Here is a 19,416-nt window from a genome sequence, read left to right on the forward strand (position 1 = left end):
CTATTATGGTGGCTGTTGTCGGCTGAGTCACATGCGAGATCAAAGGGAATGGAAATTTAGTGCGCGGTGACGTATCCGCCGACGAACATGCTTTGTCTCAGACTGAGAGTGATAGTCATGTTAACAACCGTGCTGAAGTTATGATGTGAGTGCGGCAGATACTTTCTTATGCACCAGTGACAGAAACGCGCCCGCAGTGGTATCCCAGTTGGCCGGAACAAACTCTCTTTTATAGCGGTCGCGGAAATCAGATTCGACGTCATCGCACTCTGCCAGAAACAGCTCAATGTCTGCCAGCATGGCGTGCAGGTTTCCTTTATGCGCTTCTCTGATATACGCCTCGATTTTGGGCTCGATCTCATCACCCGGTTCAAACAGGTCATAATCCTGCCCAAACCAGATGCCAATAAAATTATCCAGTTCACTGATACTGATACGGTCCATCATAACTCCGGGAAAGCGGTAATGATAAAGTAAGGTTTGCCGTTGTAGGGCTTAAAATCCAGTATGACGCGAACGGCGTAGCAGATCTCAACCTCTTCACGCCCTTTACTCACGACTATACCAACCGGATGTGAAAAACGCCGACTCAGGCGCATACGGGCTTGTAAGCCTGGAGGGATATTTTTCACCCACATCTGAATTTGATGCTTATTATCTGCCAGCACCTTACTGATCAGTGCTTCCGCCTCGCTCAGAGACTTAAAGCTACTGGCCTCATCGAGACGAGGCCGGTTACGAAGCCTCTCCCGCAGCTCCTCCGGCGTTTTGCCGATATGTCGCTCAATCGTGTGCCCACCGGGTGCTCGCCCTGAAAGCGACTCATGCTCGGCGATTTTGACCCGCCCGGCACGCACCGCGATGACGCGCTCTGCTCCGGCTGCAAAGGCAAATGCCATCGGAATGGCGATATCTACCGTCAGGCCGACATTCATGGCGGTCTGATGGTCAGCGCCGAGCGATTCTGCGAGTGACACGGCCGAATTAAACGTGTCGGTAGCGACCTGTCTGCCAGTCCATACCTGGCGCAGGCTGGCCTGAAGCGTGTCGAGACCGTGAGTGCCGACAAAGACGCAGCCAGCTTTGGTCAGCATGGTGGGCTCAGGCACGACGCACAGTGCGCCAGCACCAAAAAGCTCAATCACCCCGCCAGCGAGCCCGAGCCCTCCAAAAATGCGGTTGCTGGTCGTTTCACCCTCGCTGACGCTGCGATCTGAAAGGATGGCTGCCAGCTGCACCGGGGAGAGTGCAATCCTTAGCCCTTTTTCATCTTCCACTGAATATTCCTTTTCATGAATGGGCCTTTAACTTACCCGATTTTTAACCGGCACTGAAGCCACATAAAAAGTAAGGGCAAAGAGGTTGTTCACTGCCTTGCCGGTGCCAGACGTAAGCGCGCCAGCCATAATATTAAAGCTGGTGCGTTTTCTCCCTTAATTCACAAAAAAGCATAATCCACATTAAAAGGTTATGACCGCTGATACACTTTCTGCTTTACAAGCAGGGAGGGGCTTTCTATAGTCGAAAATTGCCAAAAAAAGATGAAAACCATTCTAAATCAGTGTTTTTGGCTCTTATTCCTTGACAGGGTAACGGTTATGGCTAAAGCAGTTATCGCAATTCACGGCGGCGCCGGCGCGATTACGCGTGCGGCAATGAGCGCCGAAAAAGAGCAGCACTATCGTCAGCAGCTGGCCGCGATTGTCAGCGCCGGCCAGCAGATTCTGGCCAGCGGCGGTAGCGCGCTGGATGCCGTGACTGAAGCGGTGCGGCTGCTGGAAGAGTGCCCGCTGTTCAATGCCGGCAGAGGGGCCGTGTTCACCCATCAGGGCACCCATGAACTGGATGCCAGCCTGATGGATGGCCGTACGCTGGATATCGGCGCCGTCGCTGGCGTCAGCCGTATCCGCAATCCGATTCTTGCCGCGCGTAAAGTGCTGGAAGCCAGTCCGCACGTGCTCTTTATTGGCAGCGGGGCGGAAGCCTTTGCCGCGCAACAGGGGCTGACGCCGGTCGAACCCGATTTCTTCTCGACGCCAGAACGCTGGGAGCAGCTGCAGCGCGCGCTGGGCAGCGAACAAATGCTGCTGGATCATGATGGCGCGGCGCAGGGGAGCGATCCGCTGGACCCGGATCGCAAATTTGGCACCGTGGGCGCGGTGGCGCTCGATTTGCAGGGTAATCTGGCGGCCGCCACCTCCACCGGCGGCATGACCAACAAGCAGGCGGGCCGCGTCGGCGATTCACCGCTGGCGGGCGCCGGCTGCTATGCCAACAACGCCACCGTGGCGGTCTCCTGTACCGGTACCGGCGAAGTGTTTATTCGTACGCTGGCGGCTTACGATGTCTCGGCGCAGATGGAATATGGCGGTCGTTCGCTGCAACAGGCCACCGCCAGCGTAATTCATGACAAAGTGCAGGAGCTGGAGGGCAGCGGCGGGCTGATTGCCGTTGATGCCCACGGCAACGTGGCGCTGCCGTTTAACAGCGAAGGCATGTACCGCGGATTCGCTTATGTGGGCGGCGAGGTTGAGGTGGCGATTTACCGCGACAGCTAAGGAGCAGGCATGACGGATCTACAGCAGCAGTTTGCGCCGCAGCAGGTGCTGGCGGTACGCGATCTCTGCGTGCGCTTTGAGCATGAAGGGCGCGTGACGGACGCCGTGCGGCAGCTTTCGCTCGATCTGCACCGCGGAGAAACGCTGGCGCTGGTGGGCGAATCGGGCTCGGGTAAATCGGTGACGTCGCTGGCGCTGATGCGTCTGATTGCACAGGCCGGCGGCACGGTCAGCGGTGAAATCCTGCTGCAGCGGCGCAACGGCGAGGTGCTGGATGTGATGCGGGCGTCCGCCAGCCAGATGCGCCGGGTGCGCGGTGCGGACATGGCGATGATCTTTCAGGAGCCGATGACGTCGCTCAACCCGGTGTTCACCGTCGGTGAACAGATCGCCGAATCTATTCGTTTGCATCAGGGGAAAAGTCACCAGCAGGCGCAGGCCGAAGCGCGACGCATGCTGGATCTGGTGCGCATTCCGGAAGCGCACAATGTGCTGTCGCGCTATCCGCATCAGCTCTCCGGCGGTATGCGCCAGCGCGTGATGATCGCCATGGCGCTGTCGTGCAAGCCGGCGCTGCTGATTGCCGATGAGCCGACCACCGCGCTGGACGTCACCATCCAGGCGCAGATTCTGCAGCTGATTCGCGTGCTGCAAAAAGAGATGCAGATGGGCGTCATCTTTATTACCCATGATATGGGCGTGGTGGCGGAGATGGCCGATCGCGTGCAGGTGATGTATCGCGGCGATGTGGTTGAGCGCGCGCCAGTGCAGCAGCTGTTCGACGCGCCGCAGCAGCCGTATACCCGCGCGTTGCTGGCGGCCGTGCCAAAGCTCGGGGCGATGAGCGGCCAGCCGCTGCCGGCGAAGTTTCCGCTGCTGCATACCAACGGCCGCGAAGAGGCCAGCACGCCGCAGGATACCGTGCGTCACGATCGTCCGCCGATTTTACAGGTGCGCGATCTGGTGACGCGCTTTGATATTCGCGGCGGGCTGCTCAATCGGGTGAAGCGCCGCGTCCACGCGGTGGAAAAAGTCAGTTTCGATCTTTATGCAGGCGAAACCCTCGCGCTGGTGGGCGAGTCCGGCTGCGGTAAATCCACCACCGGACGCTCGCTGCTGCGGCTGGTCGCCAGCCAGGGCGGCAGCATCACCTTTGACGGCCAGCGCATTGATGCACTGCAGGGCAGGGCGCTGGCCACGCTTCGCCGCGACATTCAGTTTATCTTTCAGGATCCGTATGCGTCGCTCGATCCGCGCCTTACCGTCGGCTTTTCAATTATGGAGCCGCTGCTGGTGCATCGCAGCATGGTGCGCGCGCAGGCCGAGAAACGCGTCGCCTGGCTGCTGGAACGCGTCGGTCTGCTACCCGAACACGCGCAGCGCTACCCGCACGAGTTTTCTGGCGGTCAGCGCCAGCGTATCTGCATCGCACGCGCGCTGGCGCTCAATCCTAAAGTGGTGATCGCCGACGAGTCCGTCTCCGCGCTGGATGTGTCGATCCAGGCGCAGATCATCAATCTGATGCTGGATTTACAGCGTGAATTTGGCATCGCCTTCCTGTTTATTTCGCACGACATGGCAGTGGTGGAGCGCATCAGCCATCGCGTGGCGGTGATGTATCTCGGACAGATTGTGGAGATGGGACCGCGTCAGGCGGTGTTCGAACAGCCGCGCCATCCTTATACCAAAAAACTGATGGCCGCAGTGCCGGTGGCCGATCCGGCGCATCGGCATCGCGAGCGGGCGCTGATGGTCGATGAGATCCCCAGCCCGATTCGCCCGCTGGGTGATGAGCCTGAAGTGGCACCGTTACTGGAAGTGGCGCCGGGCCATTTTGTCGCCCGCCATGCCATTAGCGGCGCCTGAGCAGCAACCAACCGCGCCCTCTGTGCAGGGCGCGCAAGACAGGGACTACAGGAGAACGATAACGATGCACCATATCATGCGAAAAGGGGTTATCACTGCCGGGTTGTTGAGTTCGGCGCTGGCGCTGCCCGCCTGGGCGGCCAAAGATGCGGTGATTGCCGTGGCGTCGACCTTCACCACGCTGGATCCGTACGACGCCAACGACACGCTGTCGCAGGCGGTGGCCAAGTCTTTCTATCAGGGCCTGTTCGGCTTCGATAAAGACATGAAGCTGGTCAACGTACTGGCCGAAAGCTATCAGGCCAGCAGCGATGGGCTGACTTACACCATCAAACTGCGTCCGGGCGTGAAATTCCAGGATGGCACGGATTTCAATGCCGAAGCGGTGAAGGTCAACCTCGACCGCGCCAGCAATCCGGACAACCATCTCAAGCGCTATAACCTGTTTAAATATATCGCCACTACCGAAGTGGTCGATCCGTCCACGGTGAAAATTACCCTGAAGCAGCCGTTCTCAGCGTTTATCAACAATCTGGCACATCCGGCTGCGGTAATGATCTCGCCAACCGCGCTGAAAAAATATGGCAAGGACATCGGTTTCCATCCGGTAGGCACCGGACCTTATACCTTTGACACCTGGAACCAGACCGACTTTGTCAAAGTGAAAAAGTGGTCGGGCTACTGGAAGCCGGGCTATCCAAAACTCGACAGCATTACCTGGCGTCCGGTGGTGGATAACAACACCCGCGCGGCGATGCTGCAAACCGGTGAGGCCAGTTTTGCTTTCCCGGTGCCGTTAGAGCAGGCCAAACTGCTGCAGGGCAATAGCAAGCTGGATGTGGTGACCACACCGTCGATTATGCAGCGTTACATCAGCCTCAACGTGACGCAAAAGCCGTTCGATAACCCGAAAGTGCGTGAAGCGCTGGAGTACGCCATCAATCGCCAGGCGCTGGCTAAAGTGGCCTTTGCCGGTTACGCCACGCCAGCCACTGGCATCGTGCCGCCGCGCATTGATTTTGCCCAGAGCTATCCGGCCATCAAATACGATCCGGCCAAAGCGCGCGAGTTGCTGAAGGAAGCGGGCTACCCGAACGGTTTCGAAACCACGCTGTGGTCATCGCATAACCACAGCACCGCGCAGAAAGTGCTGCAGTTTACCCAGCAGCAACTGGCGCAGGTGGGTGTGAAGGTGAAAGTCACGGCGATGGATGCCGGCCAGCGCGCGGCGGAAGTGGAGAGTAAAGGGCAGAAAGAGAGCGGGGTGCGCATGTTCTACACCGGCTGGTCAGCCTCCACCGGCGAAGCCGACTGGGCGTTGACGCCGCTGTTCGCTACCAGCTCGTGGCCACCGGCGATCTTCAACACCGCGTTCTACAGCAACCCGCAGGTGGATAAAGACCTGGCGGATGCGCTGAAGACCACCGATCGCGACCAGAAAGCCAGACTGTATAAAGACGCGCAGGACCGCATCTGGAACGATCACCCGTGGATTCCGCTGGTGGTGGAGCAGTTGCTGTCTGCGAACAATAAAAACCTGACCGGTTTTTACGTCATGCCCGATACCTCATTCAATTTTGATGAGGCGGATCTGAAGTAACAGACGCGGCCAGCCTTACGGGGCTGGCCGATGCTGCGCGGGATTTCGCATGCTCAACTATTTTCTTAAACGCCTGCTCGGGCTGATTCCCACGCTGCTGATTGTCGCAGTGCTGGTGTTCCTGTTCGTGCATCTGCTGCCGGGCGATCCGGCGCGCCTGATTGCCGGACCGGAAGCGGATGCCTCAGTGGTGGCGCTGGTGCGTCAGGAGCTGGGGCTCGATCAGCCGCTGATTCAGCAGTTCTGGCACTTTATCCTCAATGCTTTGCAGGGTGATTTTGGTCAGTCGATGGTGTCAAAGCGGCCGGTCTCTGCCGAAATTGCCGCGCGCTTTTTTCCTACTCTGTGGCTGACGCTAAGCAGCATGGTGTGGGCGGTACTGTTTGGCATGGCGATCGGCATCGTTTCGGCGGTATGGCGCAATCGCTGGCCGGACCGCATCGGCATGACGCTGGCGGTTTCCGGCATCTCCTTTCCGGCGTTTGCGCTGGGCATGCTGCTGATGCAGGTCTTTTCGGTCGAGCTCGGCTGGCTGCCAACGGTGGGCGCCGACAGCTGGCAGCACTACATTCTGCCGTCAATTACGCTCGGTGCCGCCGTGGCCGCGGTGATGGCGCGCTTTACCCGCGCTTCGTTCGTTGAGGTGATGCAGGAAGATTATATGCGCACCGCGCGGGCCAAAGGGGTGCGCGAATCGCTGGTGGTGGTCAAACACGGGCTGCGCAATGCCATGATTCCGGTGGTCACCATGATGGGGCTGCAGTTCGGCTTTCTGCTCGGCGGCTCGATTGTGGTGGAAGTGGTGTTTAACTGGCCCGGACTGGGCCGTCTGCTGGTGGATTCGGTGGAGATGCGCGATTACCCGGTGATTCAGGCCGAGGTGCTGCTGTTTTCGCTGGAGTTCATTCTGATTAACCTGATCGTCGATATGCTTTACGCGGCGATCAACCCGGCTATTCGCTACAGGTAAGGAGTCGCAATTGAAGAACTGGCGACGCGATGCGGCACTGAAATCCCTGCCGCTGATGACGGAAAACCGGGTTCGCACGCCGTGGCGTGAATTCTGGCGGCGCTTTCGCCGTCAGCATGTGGCGCTGCTGGCAGGCGCGTTTGTGCTGCTGCTGATTGTGGTGGCGTTTATCGCCCCGTGGATCGCCCCGTTTGATGCCGAAAACTATTTTGACTACGACCGGCTCAACGAAGGGCCGTCGTGGATGCATCTGTTTGGCGTCGATTCCCTTGGGCGCGATATCTTCAGTCGGGTGCTGGTCGGGACGCGCATTTCGCTGATCGCCGGCTTCTTCTCGGTGGCGATTGGCACGGTGATCGGCACCGTGCTGGGGCTGCTGGCGGGCTATTACGAAGGCTGGTGGGATCGTATCACCATGCGCATCTGCGACGTGTTGTTTGCGTTTCCCGGCATCCTGCTGGCGATCGCGGTGGTGGCGATCATGGGCAGCGGCATGAGCAACGTGATTGTGGCAGTGGCGATTTTCAGTATTCCGGCATTTGCCCGTCTGGTGCGTGGCAATACGCTGGTGCTGAAACATCAGACTTATATCGAGTCGGCGCGCAGTATTGGTGCTTCCGACTGGACCATTATCATGCGTCACATTTTGCCCGGTACGGTATCGTCGATTGTGGTCTATTTCACCATGCGTATCGGTACTTCGATCATCACCGCTGCCAGCCTGTCCTTTCTCGGCCTGGGCGCGCAGCCACCGACGCCGGAGTGGGGCGCGATGCTCAACGAAGCGCGCGCCGATATGGTGATTGCGCCGCACGTGGCGATCTTCCCCAGCCTGGCGATTTTTCTCACCGTGCTGGCGTTCAACCTGCTGGGCGACGGCCTGCGCGACGCGCTGGACCCGAAACTGAAGAGCTGAGGGTGAACACCGCATTGCAGTTGTAGCGGCGCGATTCATCGCGCAATAAATTGCGCCGCTACGATAAGTGCAATGCCTGGCGCATGACTCTTAATCAGGCCACTGATTTTATAAACACTTCAGCGCATCAAAACGTTTCCCAGTTGTCGTTACCGTGGCTCACCGCTGCGGGCAGGGCGCGGGTCGGGGCGGGCAGCACCGGTTTCACCACCCGCTCGGTTACCGCAGCGGTCGGGCGTGCGCCGGTGTTGAAACGCGCCACCGCTGATGACAGCCGGCTGGCCTGCTGCTCCAGCGATGCCGAGGCGCTGGCCGATTCCTGCACCAGCGTGGCGTTTTGCTGCGTCACGCGATCCATCTCATTCACCGCCTGGCCAATCTGGTCAATACCGCGGCTCTGCTCATCGGAAGCCGAGGCAATCTCGCCCATGATATCGGTGACGCGCGTCACCGCGCTGACAATCTCCTGCATGGTATCGCCAGCGCTGCTGACCTGCTGCGAACCGAGGTCCACGCGCTGCACGGAGTTTTCAATCAGCAGTTTGATCTCTTTTGCCGCCTGCGCGCTGCGCTGGGCCAGGTTGCGCACTTCGCCCGCCACCACTGCAAAGCCGCGCCCCTGCTCACCGGCACGCGCCGCTTCTACCGCGGCGTTAAGCGCCAGAATGTTGGTCTGGAAAGCGATACCGTCAATGACACTGGTAATGTCGGCGATTTTCTTCGAGCTGTCCGCAATGTCGCGCATGGTTTTCACCACGCCTTCCACCACGTTACCGCCTTTGTCGGCGGTGTCCGACGCGGTTTTCGCCAGCTGCGTAGCCTGACGCGCGTTGTCAGCATTCTGCTTCACGGTTGCGGTCAGTTGTTCCATACTGGCGGCGGTCTCTTCCAGTGAGGCAGCCTGCTGTTCGGTCCGCGCCGAGAGATCGTTATTACCGTTGGCGATGGCACTGGCGCTGCCAAAAATGGCATCCGCGCTGTCGCGCACGTTGTTGATGGTACCGAGCAGCGCCTGCTGCATATGATTCAGGCTGGCGGCAATGGCCGCCATTTCACTGCGGCCTGCCACCTGCAGGCTGGCTGACAAATCGCCTTCGGCAAAGCGCTCGATCTGCTGCTGCACCTGCTGCATCGGTGCCAGCAGCACGCGGCGCACCAGCGTCCATACCGCCGCCACCATCAGCACCACCACCAGCGCAATGACGGCAATCATGATTAGCACCTGCTGATAGTTGCTGTCATTTTGCAGGCTGCGCTGATTGATCAGCTGCATGTTTTCATCGCGCCACTGCTGATAAGCCTGTTCCAGTTCATCCTGCGCCTGCTGCGCATCGAGGTTGCCGTAGGCCGCGTAGTTATTGGCTTTCAGAAACACGGCGGACTGCTGCAGCAGCGCGGAAAACGCTTTGAATTTATTGTCGATCAGATCGGCGGTCGACGCACTCTGGCCGTCGATGCGCGGATAGCTTCTATACTGATTGAAGTGCTGCTGCGCCGCTTCCAGCGAGGCACCGGCTGCCAGCAGCAACTTGTTGATCGCCGCCAGCGACTGCTCGTCGGTCTGATTTTTCAGAATACGGATCGCCACGCGGTTGATGGTGACGCGGGTTTTCACCAGCGTTTGCCAGCCGTCGCCCAGCTCGCGCTGCTGATGAGACAACTGATTGCTGGCGGTGAAATTATGTTGTCCCGCGCGCAGCGAGGAGAAAAAGAGCGAGCCGGATATGGCCTGCATGGCTGTGAATACCACCAGAATAACCACAATGGCGGTCACAATTTTCATCTTGTTGAACATGTGAGCATCTCTTAGCAAATGAGCCGGTAGTTATGTTATCGGTGGAAAAAAGCATCACTAAAGTGCGGCAGCGAAATAATTCACCGCAGTAATGGTTACGGACAGGAGGCCAGGGGATGAAACCCTTCAATTACCAGCAGGATTTTAAACAGCTCGACTTCCGTCAGCATCCGGAGCTGTATCAGGTCGGACGCGGCGAGCAGGGGGTGCTGATGGTGGAACCTTATAAGAGCGAAATTCTGCCGCACTGGCGCTTTCGCACTGTCGAGCTGGCGCAGCAGTCATCAGAAAAAATCATGCAGCTGTTCGAGGCGTATCGCGCGCAGGATGATTTTGTCGGTATGGATATGGCGCGCAAATTTATTCAGATGGGTTATACCCGCGCGCGCCGCTACAGCAATCATCAGGGCGGACGGAAATACGGTGCCGACGGCAAAGAGCTGCCGCGTACGGTAGAGAAAGAAAAGGCCGCTGCGGCGGCCGTGTTCAAAGCGTGCTGGGACCGGCTGCGCGCCGATAACGATTATCTGGCGCGCAAAAAAGCGCACCAGCAAAAGTACGGTTAAACGCGCGTGCCCCACAGGTCGTATTCGTCGGCGTGTTCGACTTTAACGCGCACCACTTCGCCGACCTTCACCTGGCGATCGCCATTCAGGTAGACCGCACCGTCGATTTCCGGGGCGTCGGCCATGCTGCGGCCGACCGCGCCTTCTTCATCCACTTCATCAATGATCACCAGAATCTCGCGACCGATTTTCTCCTGCAGACGCTCTGCGGAGATCTGCTGCTGCAGCTGCATGAAGCGGTCGAAACGCGCCTGCTTGACGTCGTCCGGTACCTGATCCGGCAGCTGGTTAGCCGTGGCGCCTTCCACCGGGCTGTACTGGAAGCAGCCAACGCGATCGAGGCGCGCTTCACGCAGGAAGTCGAGCAGCATCTGGAAATCTTCTTCGGTTTCGCCCGGGAAACCCACGATGAAGGTGGAACGCAGCGTCAGCTCCGGACAGATTTCACGCCAGCGTTTGATGCGCTCCAGCGTGCGCTCAACCGCGCCCGGACGCTTCATCAGCTTCAGGATACGCGGGCTGGCGTGCTGCAGTGGAATATCGAGGTAAGGCAGGATTTTACCTTCGGCCATCAGCGGGATCACATCATCCACGTGCGGATACGGATAAACGTAGTGCAGACGCACCCAGACGCCGAGTTTCGCCAACTGCTCACACAGGCTGACCATGCTGGTTTTTACCGGCGAACCGTTCCAGAAACCGGTGCGGTGTTTAACATCGACGCCGTACGCGGAGGTGTCCTGTGAGATCACCAGCAGCTCTTTTACGCCCGCTTCCACCAGACGTTTGGCTTCATCGAGTACTGCGCCAATCGGACGGCTGTCCAGATCGCCACGCATTGACGGGATGATGCAGAAAGTACAGCGATGGTTACAGCCTTCGGAAATTTTCAGGTAAGCGTAGTGGCGCGGCGTCAGTTTCACGCCCTGTTCCGGCACCAGGCTGAGGAACGGGTTGTGCTCGGGTTTTGGCACGTAAGTGTGCACGTGCGACAGCACCTGCTCGTAGCTGTGCGGGCCGGTGATCTCCAGCACTTTCGGATGCACTTCGCGGATCTGATCCACTTTGGCGCCGAGGCAGCCGGTGACGATCACTTTGCCGTTCTCGTTCAGCGCTTCACCAATCGCTTCCAGTGATTCCTGTACGGCACTGTCAATAAATCCACAGGTGTTAACGATGACGATCTCCGCATCATCGTAGCGTGGCACCACGTCGTAGCCTTCTGTCCGCAGCTCCGTCAGGATGCGTTCAGAGTCGACGAGGTTTTTTGGGCAGCCGAGAGAGACGAAGCCTACACGCGGCGGATTTTTGACATGGCTCATAAGGATAAAAATTCATCATAATTAAGGTGGACAGGAGCGCGATTGTACAGAGGTTGACGGGGAAAATGTATAGGCTGCGTGAGAATCTGATTGGCGGCAAAAATTGATGTTAACGCTATGCTTGCTGAGGGTAACCCACGCTCAATAGTCACTGGGTGGCGGACATCCGGGTTGTGCAAGCGGGTCGATTTTGCTTAAATATCGGGTTGGTAATTGTAAGTTATTATCGACATTACAGAATTTTAAAGCGCGCCAGCGGTGAGTTTCTCTCTGCCGGGGCTGAAGTGGATAATGTGAGAGCAGACAAATGCAAGAGATCGTCAAAGGTTTTCTGAATTTTCAACAGAATGTGTTTCCTGAAAGGAAGGATCTTTTCAAGAGTCTGGCGTCCAACCAGAATCCTAAAGCTTTATTCATCTCCTGTTCGGATAGCCGTCTGGTACCAGAGCTGGTGACACAGTCGGAGCCGGGCCAGCTGTTTGTGATCCGTAACGCCGGTAACATTGTCCCGCCGTTTGGTCCGGAGCCGGGTGGCGTGTCAGCAACCATCGAGTATGCGGTGGTCGCGCTGGGCGTAACCGAAATTATCATTTGTGGTCACTCCAACTGCGGTGCGATGAACGCGATTGCGTCCAACGCCGATCTCGAGAGCATGCCGGCGGTTGATCACTGGCTGCACTACGCCAATGCAGCAAAAGCGGTGGTGGAAGAGCGCAACTACGAATCGGTTGAGAAACGCCTCAACGAAATGGTGAAAGAGAACGTGATTGCCCAGCTCAACAATATCAAAACGCATCCTTCCGTTTCGGTCGCGCTGCGCAAAGGTAAGCTGCGCCTGCACGGCTGGGTTTATGATATTGAAAGCGGCGGCATTATTGCCCTGACCAAAGGCGGTGAATCCTTCATTTCACTGTCGGAAAACCCGGAAACCTGCTTCGAATAATCCTGCCTGCTACAAGCCCGGCCACTGCGCCGGGCTTAATGTTTTGTAAATCCTGCACATCCTTTCTTACTGGCTGACTACCCTTAACGGCAGACTGTGAAAAGGAGAATCCCATGCGTTTATGGCGTGTTGCGCTGCTGGCTGGCGCGCTCAGCGGTTCCTTTACCGCGCTGGCGGCCGATGTCCAGGTGCAGGTATTACAGGACAAGCTCGATCATCCGTGGTCGGTGGCGTTTCTGCCCGACCAGCAAACTCTGCTGATTACCGAACGTTCCGGACAGCTGCGCAGCTGGCAGCCGGGCCGCGGGCTATCGCAGCCGATTAGCGGCGTACCAAACGTGTGGGCCAGGCGCCAGGGCGGTCTGCTGGATGTGGTGCTGGCGCCGGACTTCGCGCAAAGCCGTCGGGTGTGGCTCAGTTATACCACCGCCGATGACACCGGCCGCGCGGGCGGCGTGGTGGGTTTCGGCACGCTCAGCGCAGATCTCCGTCAGCTGCAGGATTTTAAGGTGGTGCTGGAGCAAACGCCGAAACTCTCCGGCGGTGCCAACATCGGCACGCGACTGGCGTTTGATCGCCAGGGCTATCTGTACATCGCGTTCGGCGATAACTTTGCCAGCCGCAGCGCGCAGCAGCTGGACAAACTGTCGGGCAAAATTGTTCGCCTGACGCAGGACGGCAAGGTGCCGGCGGATAATCCGTTTAACCATCGTCAGGGCGCACGCGCGGAGATCTGGTCTTACGGCGTGCGCAACCCGCAGGGGCTGGCGCTTAATCCGTGGACGCAGCAGATGTGGGAGAGTGAACACGGCCCGCGCGGCGGCGATGAGGTGAATCTGGCGGCGAAGGGCAAAAATTACGGCTGGCCGCTGGCGACATACGGCATTGATTACAGCGGGCAGAAAGTGCCGGAAGCGCAGGGCAGCGCCGTTGCCGGCACCGAGCAGCCGCTGTTTTACTGGCAGCAATCGCCGGCCATCAGCGGCATGGCGTTTTACAATAGCGCGCGCTTTCCCCAGTGGAAAAACTCGCTGTTTATCGGTGCGCTGAAAGATAAAAGTCTGATCCGACTGCGCGTTAACGGCGAGAAGGTCGAAGAGGCGCAGCGGCTACTGGGCGATCGTGGCGAACGCATCCGCGATGTTCGTCAGGGGCCGGATGGTTATCTGTATGTGTTGACCGATGAGGCCAATGGCAAGCTGCTGAAAGTCGGGCTGGCGGAGGCCGCCAGCGCCGCGCACGGTTAATCAGCGCACCCAGTTACACACCTGCCAGCCGCGCTGCTGCGCTTCCTGCTGCAGCAGCGCGTCCGGGTTAATCACCCATGCATGATCGGCATGCGACAGCAGCGGCAGATCGTTCATCGAATCGCTGTACGCCCAGGTGCGCTCAAAGCGTCGATCCTGCTGCAGCGCTCGCCAGTCGCTGAGTCGTGAAACTTTGCCTTCACGGTAAGTGGCGGTGCCGTAAATTTCACCGCTGTAGCGTTCATCGACCACTTCCACGCCAATCGCCAGCGCGCCGTGTACGCCCAGCCGTTCCGCAATCGGCACGGCGAGGTGATCGCCGCTGGCGGTGATAATCATCACCGTGTCGCCACGCTGCTGATGCCACTGAATGCGTTCGCGCGCGGCGGGAAAGACGCGCGGCAGGATATCGCGATGAATAAAGCGCCGCACCCAGCCTGCGACGGTGAGCGTCGCCATGCCGGTGAGCGGTGAGAGCGTGGTGCGCATGTACTCTTCAATCGACAGGCTGCCGGCGTGGTATTGCGCCATCAGCGCCTGCTCCTGACGAATGATCTCTTCCGGTGCAAACCCCTGCGAAACCAGCCAGCGCAGCCAGAGGCTGGTGCTGTCTTCACAAATCAGGGTTTCATCCAGATCGAAAACGGCTAAGTCCATCATGATTCTCCTCGGGCTGACTGGCATCAGGTTAGCGGAATTTTGTGACTGGCTTAACTCTTCTGCGAAAATTCGGAATTTCTCGCAATTTTTCCTCTGCCCTGACGCCCGCGCACTGGCAGCGCAGCGGCCTTAATGCCAGGGTTACTCTAACAAACTCTAAAAAACTTTACGGTTTGGCGGTTTTTTTCACCGGCGTGAACCGTTAGCGTTTGGTAAGACATGTCTTACCTGCACAAATCCGTGATTTTACAAGGACAATTGGGTCACGCTCATGAGAAAAACATCCCTGACTTCAGTCTGGCGGCCACTGGCGGCCAGTTCATTATTGTTGCTTTTCGTCCCTGTCACCACTCAGGCCGAGCAGGCACCCGCGGCACCGCAGATTGAGGCAAAGGCCTGGATTCTGATGGACTACAGCAGCGGTAAAGTGCTGGCAGAGTCCAATGCCGACCAGCGTCTTGATCCCGCCAGTCTGACCAAAATGATGACCAGCTACGTGGTCGGCCAGGCGCTGAAATCCGGCAAAATCACCAGTAACGACATGGTGACCATCGGCCAGGATGCCTGGGCCACCGGCAATCCGAAACTGCGCGGGTCGTCGCTGATGTTCCTCAAGCCGGGCGATCGCATCCCGGTCTCGGAACTGAATAAGGGCGTGGTGATCCAGTCGGGGAATGATGCCTGTATCGCGCTGGCGGACTATGTCGCCGGCAGTCAGGATGCCTTTATTGGCCTGATGAACAATTACGTTAAAGCCTTTGGCCTGCAAAACACCCACTTCATGACGGTGCACGGTCTGGACGCCGAAGGCCAGTACAGCACCGCACGCGACATGGCGATCATCGGCCAGCGCCTGATTGCTGATGTGCCGGAAGAGTATGCGCTGAACAGCGAAAAAGAATTTACCTTCAATAATATCAAACAGATGAACCGCAACCGCCTGCTGTGGAGCAGCAACCTCAAGGTTGACGGCATCAAAACCGGGCATACCTCGGGGGCGGGCAACAATCTGGTTGCTTCAGCAGTGGACGGCGACATGCGCCTGATTTCGGTGGTACTGGGCGCGCAGACCGATGCCATTCGCTTTCGCGAGAGTGAAAAGCTGCTGACGTGGGGCTTCCGTTTCTATGAAACCGTTACGCCGATTAAAGCGGATAAACCGTTTGCCCAGCAGCGCGTGTGGTTTGGCGAAAAAAGCCAGGTCAACCTCGGCGTGGCGAAGGATGCGGCGATCACTATCCCAAAAGGGCAGATGAAAAATCTCAAAGCCAGCTTTACCCTCAACGCACCGCAGCTGGAAGCGCCGCTGAAAAAGAATCAGGTGGTGGGCACTATCGATTTCCAGCTGGATGGCAAAACCATTGAACAGCGTCCGCTGGTGGCGATGGAGGATGTACCGGAAGCCGGCTTTATTGGCCGCATCTGGGATTTCATTATGATGAAATTCAACGGCTGGTTCGGTAAGTGGTTCAGTTAATCTCAGGACGGCGGGTCAACCCGTGGCTAACCCGCCTGCCGGCTGAGTTTATCCGCGCACCCAGCCTTTTTTAATCGGCATCGCGAACAGGGCGCGGTAGAGTTGATGCGTCAGCGCCAGCATGCGCTGACCGTACAGCTGCCACGCCAGATGCGAAGCCAGACAGCCAAGCAACCCCACCAGAAAACCGCCCAGCATATCCAGTGGCCAGTGCACGCCGAGATACACGCGTGACCAGGCAATAGCGCTGCCAATCGCCAGCAAAACCACCCCGGACCACAGACGGTGCCAGAAAATAAACGCCAGCGCGAAGGTAAAAATTGTGGTGCCGTGATCGCTGGGATAGGAGTCATCAGCGGCGTGTGACAGGAACTGGTGACCAAAGCCAATGGCGAACGGGCGCGGGTGTGGCAGCAGCTGGCCCACGCACCAGGAGATGCTCAGCGCATAAATCAGCGCCATGCCGGTTTTCAGCACCAGCGCGCGCTGCGACTGCAGCTGATCGCGCGGCCCCCACAGCCACAGGGCGACGATCAGCAACGGTACAATCGCAATCACATCTTTGGCGATAAAGGTCGCCAGGCTGAGCAGCCACGCGGGTGAATCCGGCGTGGCGTTAATCCATAAAAAGAGGGTGTGGTTAAGAGCTTCCATCACGTTTCCTCGTCCTCGTCTTGTTTACCCAAAAAGAAATTGCGGCAAAAATCAGCAGCTGGCTGAGCCACACCCACCAGCCCGCCCACAAATTGTGGGAGAAAAAGTGCGCACCACGCATCACCTGGCCATAGCCCATCAGCAGGCCACTGGCGATTCCCACTGCCAGCGCCAGCAGCGCGCGGCGTGGACGCTCCGGCCACCACAAAAAAAACAGCGCCATCAGCGCAAAGCCGCTGGAAGCATGGCCGCCCGGAAAGCACTGGCCCGGGCCGCTGTTGGCCGGCACCGCCGCCAGCAGCGGAAAGCTCGCGGCATTGCCACCGAACAGCGCCAGATCCCACGGACAGGAGTGCGCGCTGTGCGCCTTCAGTATGCCCACCACCAGCGGCCCCATGCCAAACAGCAGGGCCACCAGCACACGCCGGGCGTCGCGCTGTTTCAGGCCGCGCAGTAACAGCAGCACCGCGCCAGCGATAATCACATCCTTCATCAGCCGATGGTTAATCAGATCCAGCCAGCGGTTGTGCTGCCACGGAAAACGCCGGGTGAGCGGATCAAACCAGCGCTGGCTGATGGCGATGTCGAGGCTTTCGTGGCGCGACCACCACAGAAACGCCAGCGCCAGAATTGCCAGCAAAATAAGGTTGATAGCGTAGAAGCGCGCGGACAGAGAATAAATAGCCGCGCTCCGAATCTCACTGCGGGTTGTTGGAGTGTTTAACTTTGATGAAAGTTGCATGAATATTTGCAAATAGCGAAACCAGAGTCACAGGGTGGCAAATCACGCTTAGGGAAACCTTAAGGGCGCGCGCGGCAGGCATAAAAAAACCCGCTAGCAGAAGGCTAACGGGCTCCTCAATTTGGGGATTTCAAAGAAAAGCAGTGGCACTTATTCAGACTGCATCGCGTCCGATTAGTTCTGACGCGTGTAAAAATATTTTTAAACAGGCAAAAGCGGCCAGATGATGACGATCAGCGTCCCCGCCAGCGTCAGCAAGACGTTGGCAATGGCGTAGGTGCCGGCATAGCCGAGCGCCGGAATGCTGCTGCGCGCGGTATCGCTGATGATCTCCATGGCCGGTGCGCAGGTACGCGCGCCCATGATGGCACCAAACAGCAGCGCGCGGTTCATGCGCAGCACATAAGCGCCGAACAGATAGCAAATCACCACCGGTAACAGACTCACCAGCAGGCCGCTCAGCAGCATCAGCGCGCCCGCACTGCCGAGACCGTGCTGCAGCCCGCTGCCGGCGCTCAGGCCAACTCCGGCCATAAACACCATCAGGCCAAACTCTTTCACCATGGTCAGTGCGCCCTGCGGGATGTAGCCGAACGTCGGGTGGTTGGCGCGCAGGAAGCCGAGCATGATGCCGGCAAACAGCAGCCCGGCGGCGTTGCCCAGGCCAAAGCTGAAGTTGCTGAACTGGAAGGTGATCATGCCGATCATCAGGCCGATGATAAAGAAGGCGCAGAACGCCAGCAGATCGGTCATCTGGCTGTGAATAGCAATGAAGCCGATGCGATCGGCCAGGCTTTTCACCCAACGCGCTTCGCCGCTCACCTGCAGCACATCGCCTTTGTTGAGCATAATGCTGTCGTCGATCGGCATCTCAATCTGGCTGCGAATCACCCGGTTGAGGAAGCAGCCATGATCGGTCAGTTTTAAATGGCTCAGGCGTTTATTCACCGCGTTGTGGTTTTTCACCACGATCTCTTCGGTGACGATGCGCATGTCGAGCAGATCGCGATCGAACACCTCTTTACCATTACGGAAACTGGCGTCGAGACGCGCATGGGCATCCGGATAGCCCACCAGGGAAATCTCGTCGCCGAGCTGCAAAACTGCATCACCGTCCGGGCTGGCGAGAATGCCGTTACGCCGCAGGCGCTCAATGTAGCAGCCGGTCTGACGGTGAATCCCCAGCTCACGCAGGTTTTTGCCGCCGCTCCACTCAACCAGCTCCGGACCAACGCGGTAGGCGCGAATTACCGGCAGGAACACTTTACGCTGGCTGTCCGCATCCAGACCGCGCTCGCGCGCGATTTGCTGGGCGCAGGTCGGCAAATCCTGATGCTGCAGGCGTGGCAGGTAGCGTGCGCCGAAAATCAGGCTGACCAGCCCAATCAGATAGGTGAGGGCGTAACCCAGGCTAAGGTTATCCTGCATGCGCCCCAGCAGCTGCGTGTCGCTGATGCTTTGCCGCAGCGTATCGCCTGCGCCCACCAGCACCGGCGTTGAGGTCATCGAGCCGGCCAGCATGCCAGCGGTGAGGCCGATATCCCAGCCAAACAGTTTGCCGAGCGTCAGCGCAATCAGCAGGGCGCTGACCACCATGACGATCGCCAGAAAGAAATAGTTCTTACCGTCGCGGAAAAAGATGGAGAAAAAGTTGGGACCGGCTTCCACCCCGACACAAAAAATAAACAGCATAAAGCCCAGACTTAAGGCGTCAGTATTTATCGCGAAGTGTTGCTGACCCAGAATCAGCGAAACCACCAGCACACCAATAGAATTACCGAGTTGTACGGAGCCAAGGCGTAATTTACCCAGGCACAGGCCGAGGGCTAATACGACAAATAATAACAGAACGTCATTTCCGCTTAACAATTCTGCGACGTTAATGTTCACGGTTTAACTTCTTATTTACCTGTAACGGGTTGATGGAAGGGGATTTTTTCGCTATCTTGTGACGGCAGCGCACGGCCCGGTCACCGAATGTTCTTAATCTGTGACCCACATAAAGCGGCGCCATTCTAATCATAATTAACACCCTCAGCTATCAGCAGTTTTCATTCCTTCTGCCTTCAGCTGTTTCTTTTTATTTCCACGTAAGCGCAT

At 58.1% G+C, this 19,416-nt stretch carries 17 protein-coding genes; 9 read left to right on the forward strand and 8 right to left on the reverse strand.

The window, feature by feature from the left end; genetic code table 11:
• Nucleotides 1-138: 138 nt before the first annotated feature.
• Nucleotides 139-444, reverse strand: a complete 306-nt coding sequence (locus CBW22_RS07850; RefSeq protein ID WP_021508405.1) for a contact-dependent growth inhibition system immunity protein — start codon at nucleotides 442-444, stop codon at nucleotides 139-141.
• Entirely contained in the window at nucleotides 444-1,277 is an 834-nt protein-coding gene (locus CBW22_RS07855; RefSeq protein ID WP_088516397.1) for an RNase A-like domain-containing protein, read from the reverse strand. The genes CBW22_RS07850 and CBW22_RS07855 overlap by 1 nt, the downstream gene beginning before the upstream one ends.
• A 321-nt stretch (nucleotides 1,278-1,598) precedes the next feature.
• Between CBW22_RS07855 and CBW22_RS07860 the strand changes: the two genes are divergently transcribed.
• The 5 genes from CBW22_RS07860 (at nucleotide 1,599) to gsiD (ending at nucleotide 7,910) form a co-directional block, all read left to right on the forward strand.
• The gene (locus tag CBW22_RS07860) at nucleotides 1,599-2,558 is read left to right on the forward strand and encodes an isoaspartyl peptidase/L-asparaginase family protein (RefSeq protein WP_058769516.1); all 960 of its coding nucleotides are present in this window, start codon (nucleotides 1,599-1,601) and stop codon (nucleotides 2,556-2,558) included.
• Between the two features lie 9 nt (nucleotides 2,559-2,567).
• Nucleotides 2,568-4,424, forward strand: a complete 1,857-nt coding sequence (gsiA, locus tag CBW22_RS07865) for a glutathione ABC transporter ATP-binding protein GsiA (protein ID WP_088516398.1) — start codon at nucleotides 2,568-2,570, stop codon at nucleotides 4,422-4,424.
• Nucleotides 4,425-4,488: 64 nt separating this feature from the next.
• Nucleotides 4,489-6,024 carry a glutathione ABC transporter substrate-binding protein GsiB gene (gene gsiB / locus CBW22_RS07870; protein ID WP_058757797.1) on the forward strand — a complete coding sequence of 512 codons (1,536 nt, stop codon included), beginning with the start codon at nucleotides 4,489-4,491 and terminating at the stop codon, nucleotides 6,022-6,024.
• A gap of 49 nt (nucleotides 6,025-6,073) precedes the next feature.
• Nucleotides 6,074-6,994, forward strand: a complete 921-nt coding sequence (gsiC, locus tag CBW22_RS07875; protein ID WP_058769519.1) for a glutathione ABC transporter permease GsiC — start codon at nucleotides 6,074-6,076, stop codon at nucleotides 6,992-6,994.
• A gap of 10 nt (nucleotides 6,995-7,004) precedes the next feature.
• Entirely contained in the window at nucleotides 7,005-7,910 is a 906-nt protein-coding gene (gene gsiD, locus CBW22_RS07880) for a glutathione ABC transporter permease GsiD (protein ID WP_058769520.1), read from the forward strand.
• Between the two features lie 127 nt (nucleotides 7,911-8,037).
• Here gsiD and CBW22_RS07885 read toward each other — a convergent pair whose 3' ends face one another.
• Nucleotides 8,038-9,705, reverse strand: coding sequence for a methyl-accepting chemotaxis protein (locus tag CBW22_RS07885; RefSeq protein ID WP_088516399.1), 1,668 nt, complete (start codon nucleotides 9,703-9,705; stop codon nucleotides 8,038-8,040).
• Between the two features lie 116 nt (nucleotides 9,706-9,821).
• Between CBW22_RS07885 and CBW22_RS07890 the strand changes: the two genes are divergently transcribed.
• Complete coding sequence (locus CBW22_RS07890; RefSeq protein ID WP_021508397.1) at nucleotides 9,822-10,271, forward strand: DUF4385 domain-containing protein; 450 nt, start codon at nucleotides 9,822-9,824, stop codon at nucleotides 10,269-10,271.
• On the opposite strand, the gene rimO is transcribed toward CBW22_RS07890, so the two are convergent.
• Nucleotides 10,268-11,593 (reverse strand): 30S ribosomal protein S12 methylthiotransferase RimO, encoded by a 1,326-nt coding sequence (rimO, locus tag CBW22_RS07895; protein WP_021508396.1) that lies wholly within the window; start codon nucleotides 11,591-11,593, stop codon nucleotides 10,268-10,270. The genes CBW22_RS07890 and rimO overlap by 4 nt on opposite strands.
• A 307-nt stretch (nucleotides 11,594-11,900) precedes the next feature.
• Here rimO and CBW22_RS07900 point away from each other — a divergent pair, with 307 nt between their 5' ends.
• On the forward strand, nucleotides 11,901-12,536 hold the full coding sequence (locus CBW22_RS07900) for a carbonic anhydrase (RefSeq protein WP_021508393.1): 636 nt from the start codon (nucleotides 11,901-11,903) through the stop codon (nucleotides 12,534-12,536).
• A 113-nt stretch (nucleotides 12,537-12,649) separates the two neighbouring features.
• Complete coding sequence (locus CBW22_RS07905) at nucleotides 12,650-13,783, forward strand: PQQ-dependent sugar dehydrogenase (protein ID WP_088516400.1); 1,134 nt, start codon at nucleotides 12,650-12,652, stop codon at nucleotides 13,781-13,783.
• On the opposite strand, the gene CBW22_RS07910 is transcribed toward CBW22_RS07905, so the two are convergent.
• Nucleotides 13,784-14,440 (reverse strand): HAD family hydrolase, encoded by a 657-nt coding sequence (locus tag CBW22_RS07910; protein ID WP_021508391.1) that lies wholly within the window; start codon nucleotides 14,438-14,440, stop codon nucleotides 13,784-13,786. It lies immediately after the preceding gene.
• Between the two features lie 274 nt (nucleotides 14,441-14,714).
• On the opposite strand from CBW22_RS07910, the gene CBW22_RS07915 reads away from it, so the two are divergent.
• Entirely contained in the window at nucleotides 14,715-15,920 is a 1,206-nt protein-coding gene (locus CBW22_RS07915) for a serine hydrolase (protein WP_088516401.1), read from the forward strand.
• A 48-nt stretch (nucleotides 15,921-15,968) separates the two neighbouring features.
• Here CBW22_RS07915 and ybjG read toward each other — a convergent pair whose 3' ends face one another.
• From ybjG to CBW22_RS07930, 3 genes are all read right to left on the reverse strand, one after another.
• Complete coding sequence (gene ybjG, locus CBW22_RS07920) at nucleotides 15,969-16,574, reverse strand: undecaprenyl-diphosphate phosphatase (protein WP_021508389.1); 606 nt, start codon at nucleotides 16,572-16,574, stop codon at nucleotides 15,969-15,971.
• Nucleotides 16,561-17,316 carry a phosphatase PAP2 family protein gene (locus CBW22_RS07925; RefSeq protein WP_088516402.1) on the reverse strand — a complete coding sequence of 252 codons (756 nt, stop codon included), beginning with the start codon at nucleotides 17,314-17,316 and terminating at the stop codon, nucleotides 16,561-16,563. The genes ybjG and CBW22_RS07925 overlap by 14 nt, the downstream gene beginning before the upstream one ends.
• Before the next feature lie 201 nt (nucleotides 17,317-17,517).
• On the reverse strand, nucleotides 17,518-19,206 hold the full coding sequence (locus CBW22_RS07930) for an aspartate:alanine antiporter (protein ID WP_088516403.1): 1,689 nt from the start codon (nucleotides 19,204-19,206) through the stop codon (nucleotides 17,518-17,520).
• Between the last annotated feature and the right edge of the window lie 210 nt (nucleotides 19,207-19,416).

Origin of the sequence: Pantoea sp. VS1, assembly GCF_002207995.1 — a bacterium.
GTDB lineage: Bacteria > Pseudomonadota > Gammaproteobacteria > Enterobacterales > Enterobacteriaceae > Pantoea > Pantoea dispersa.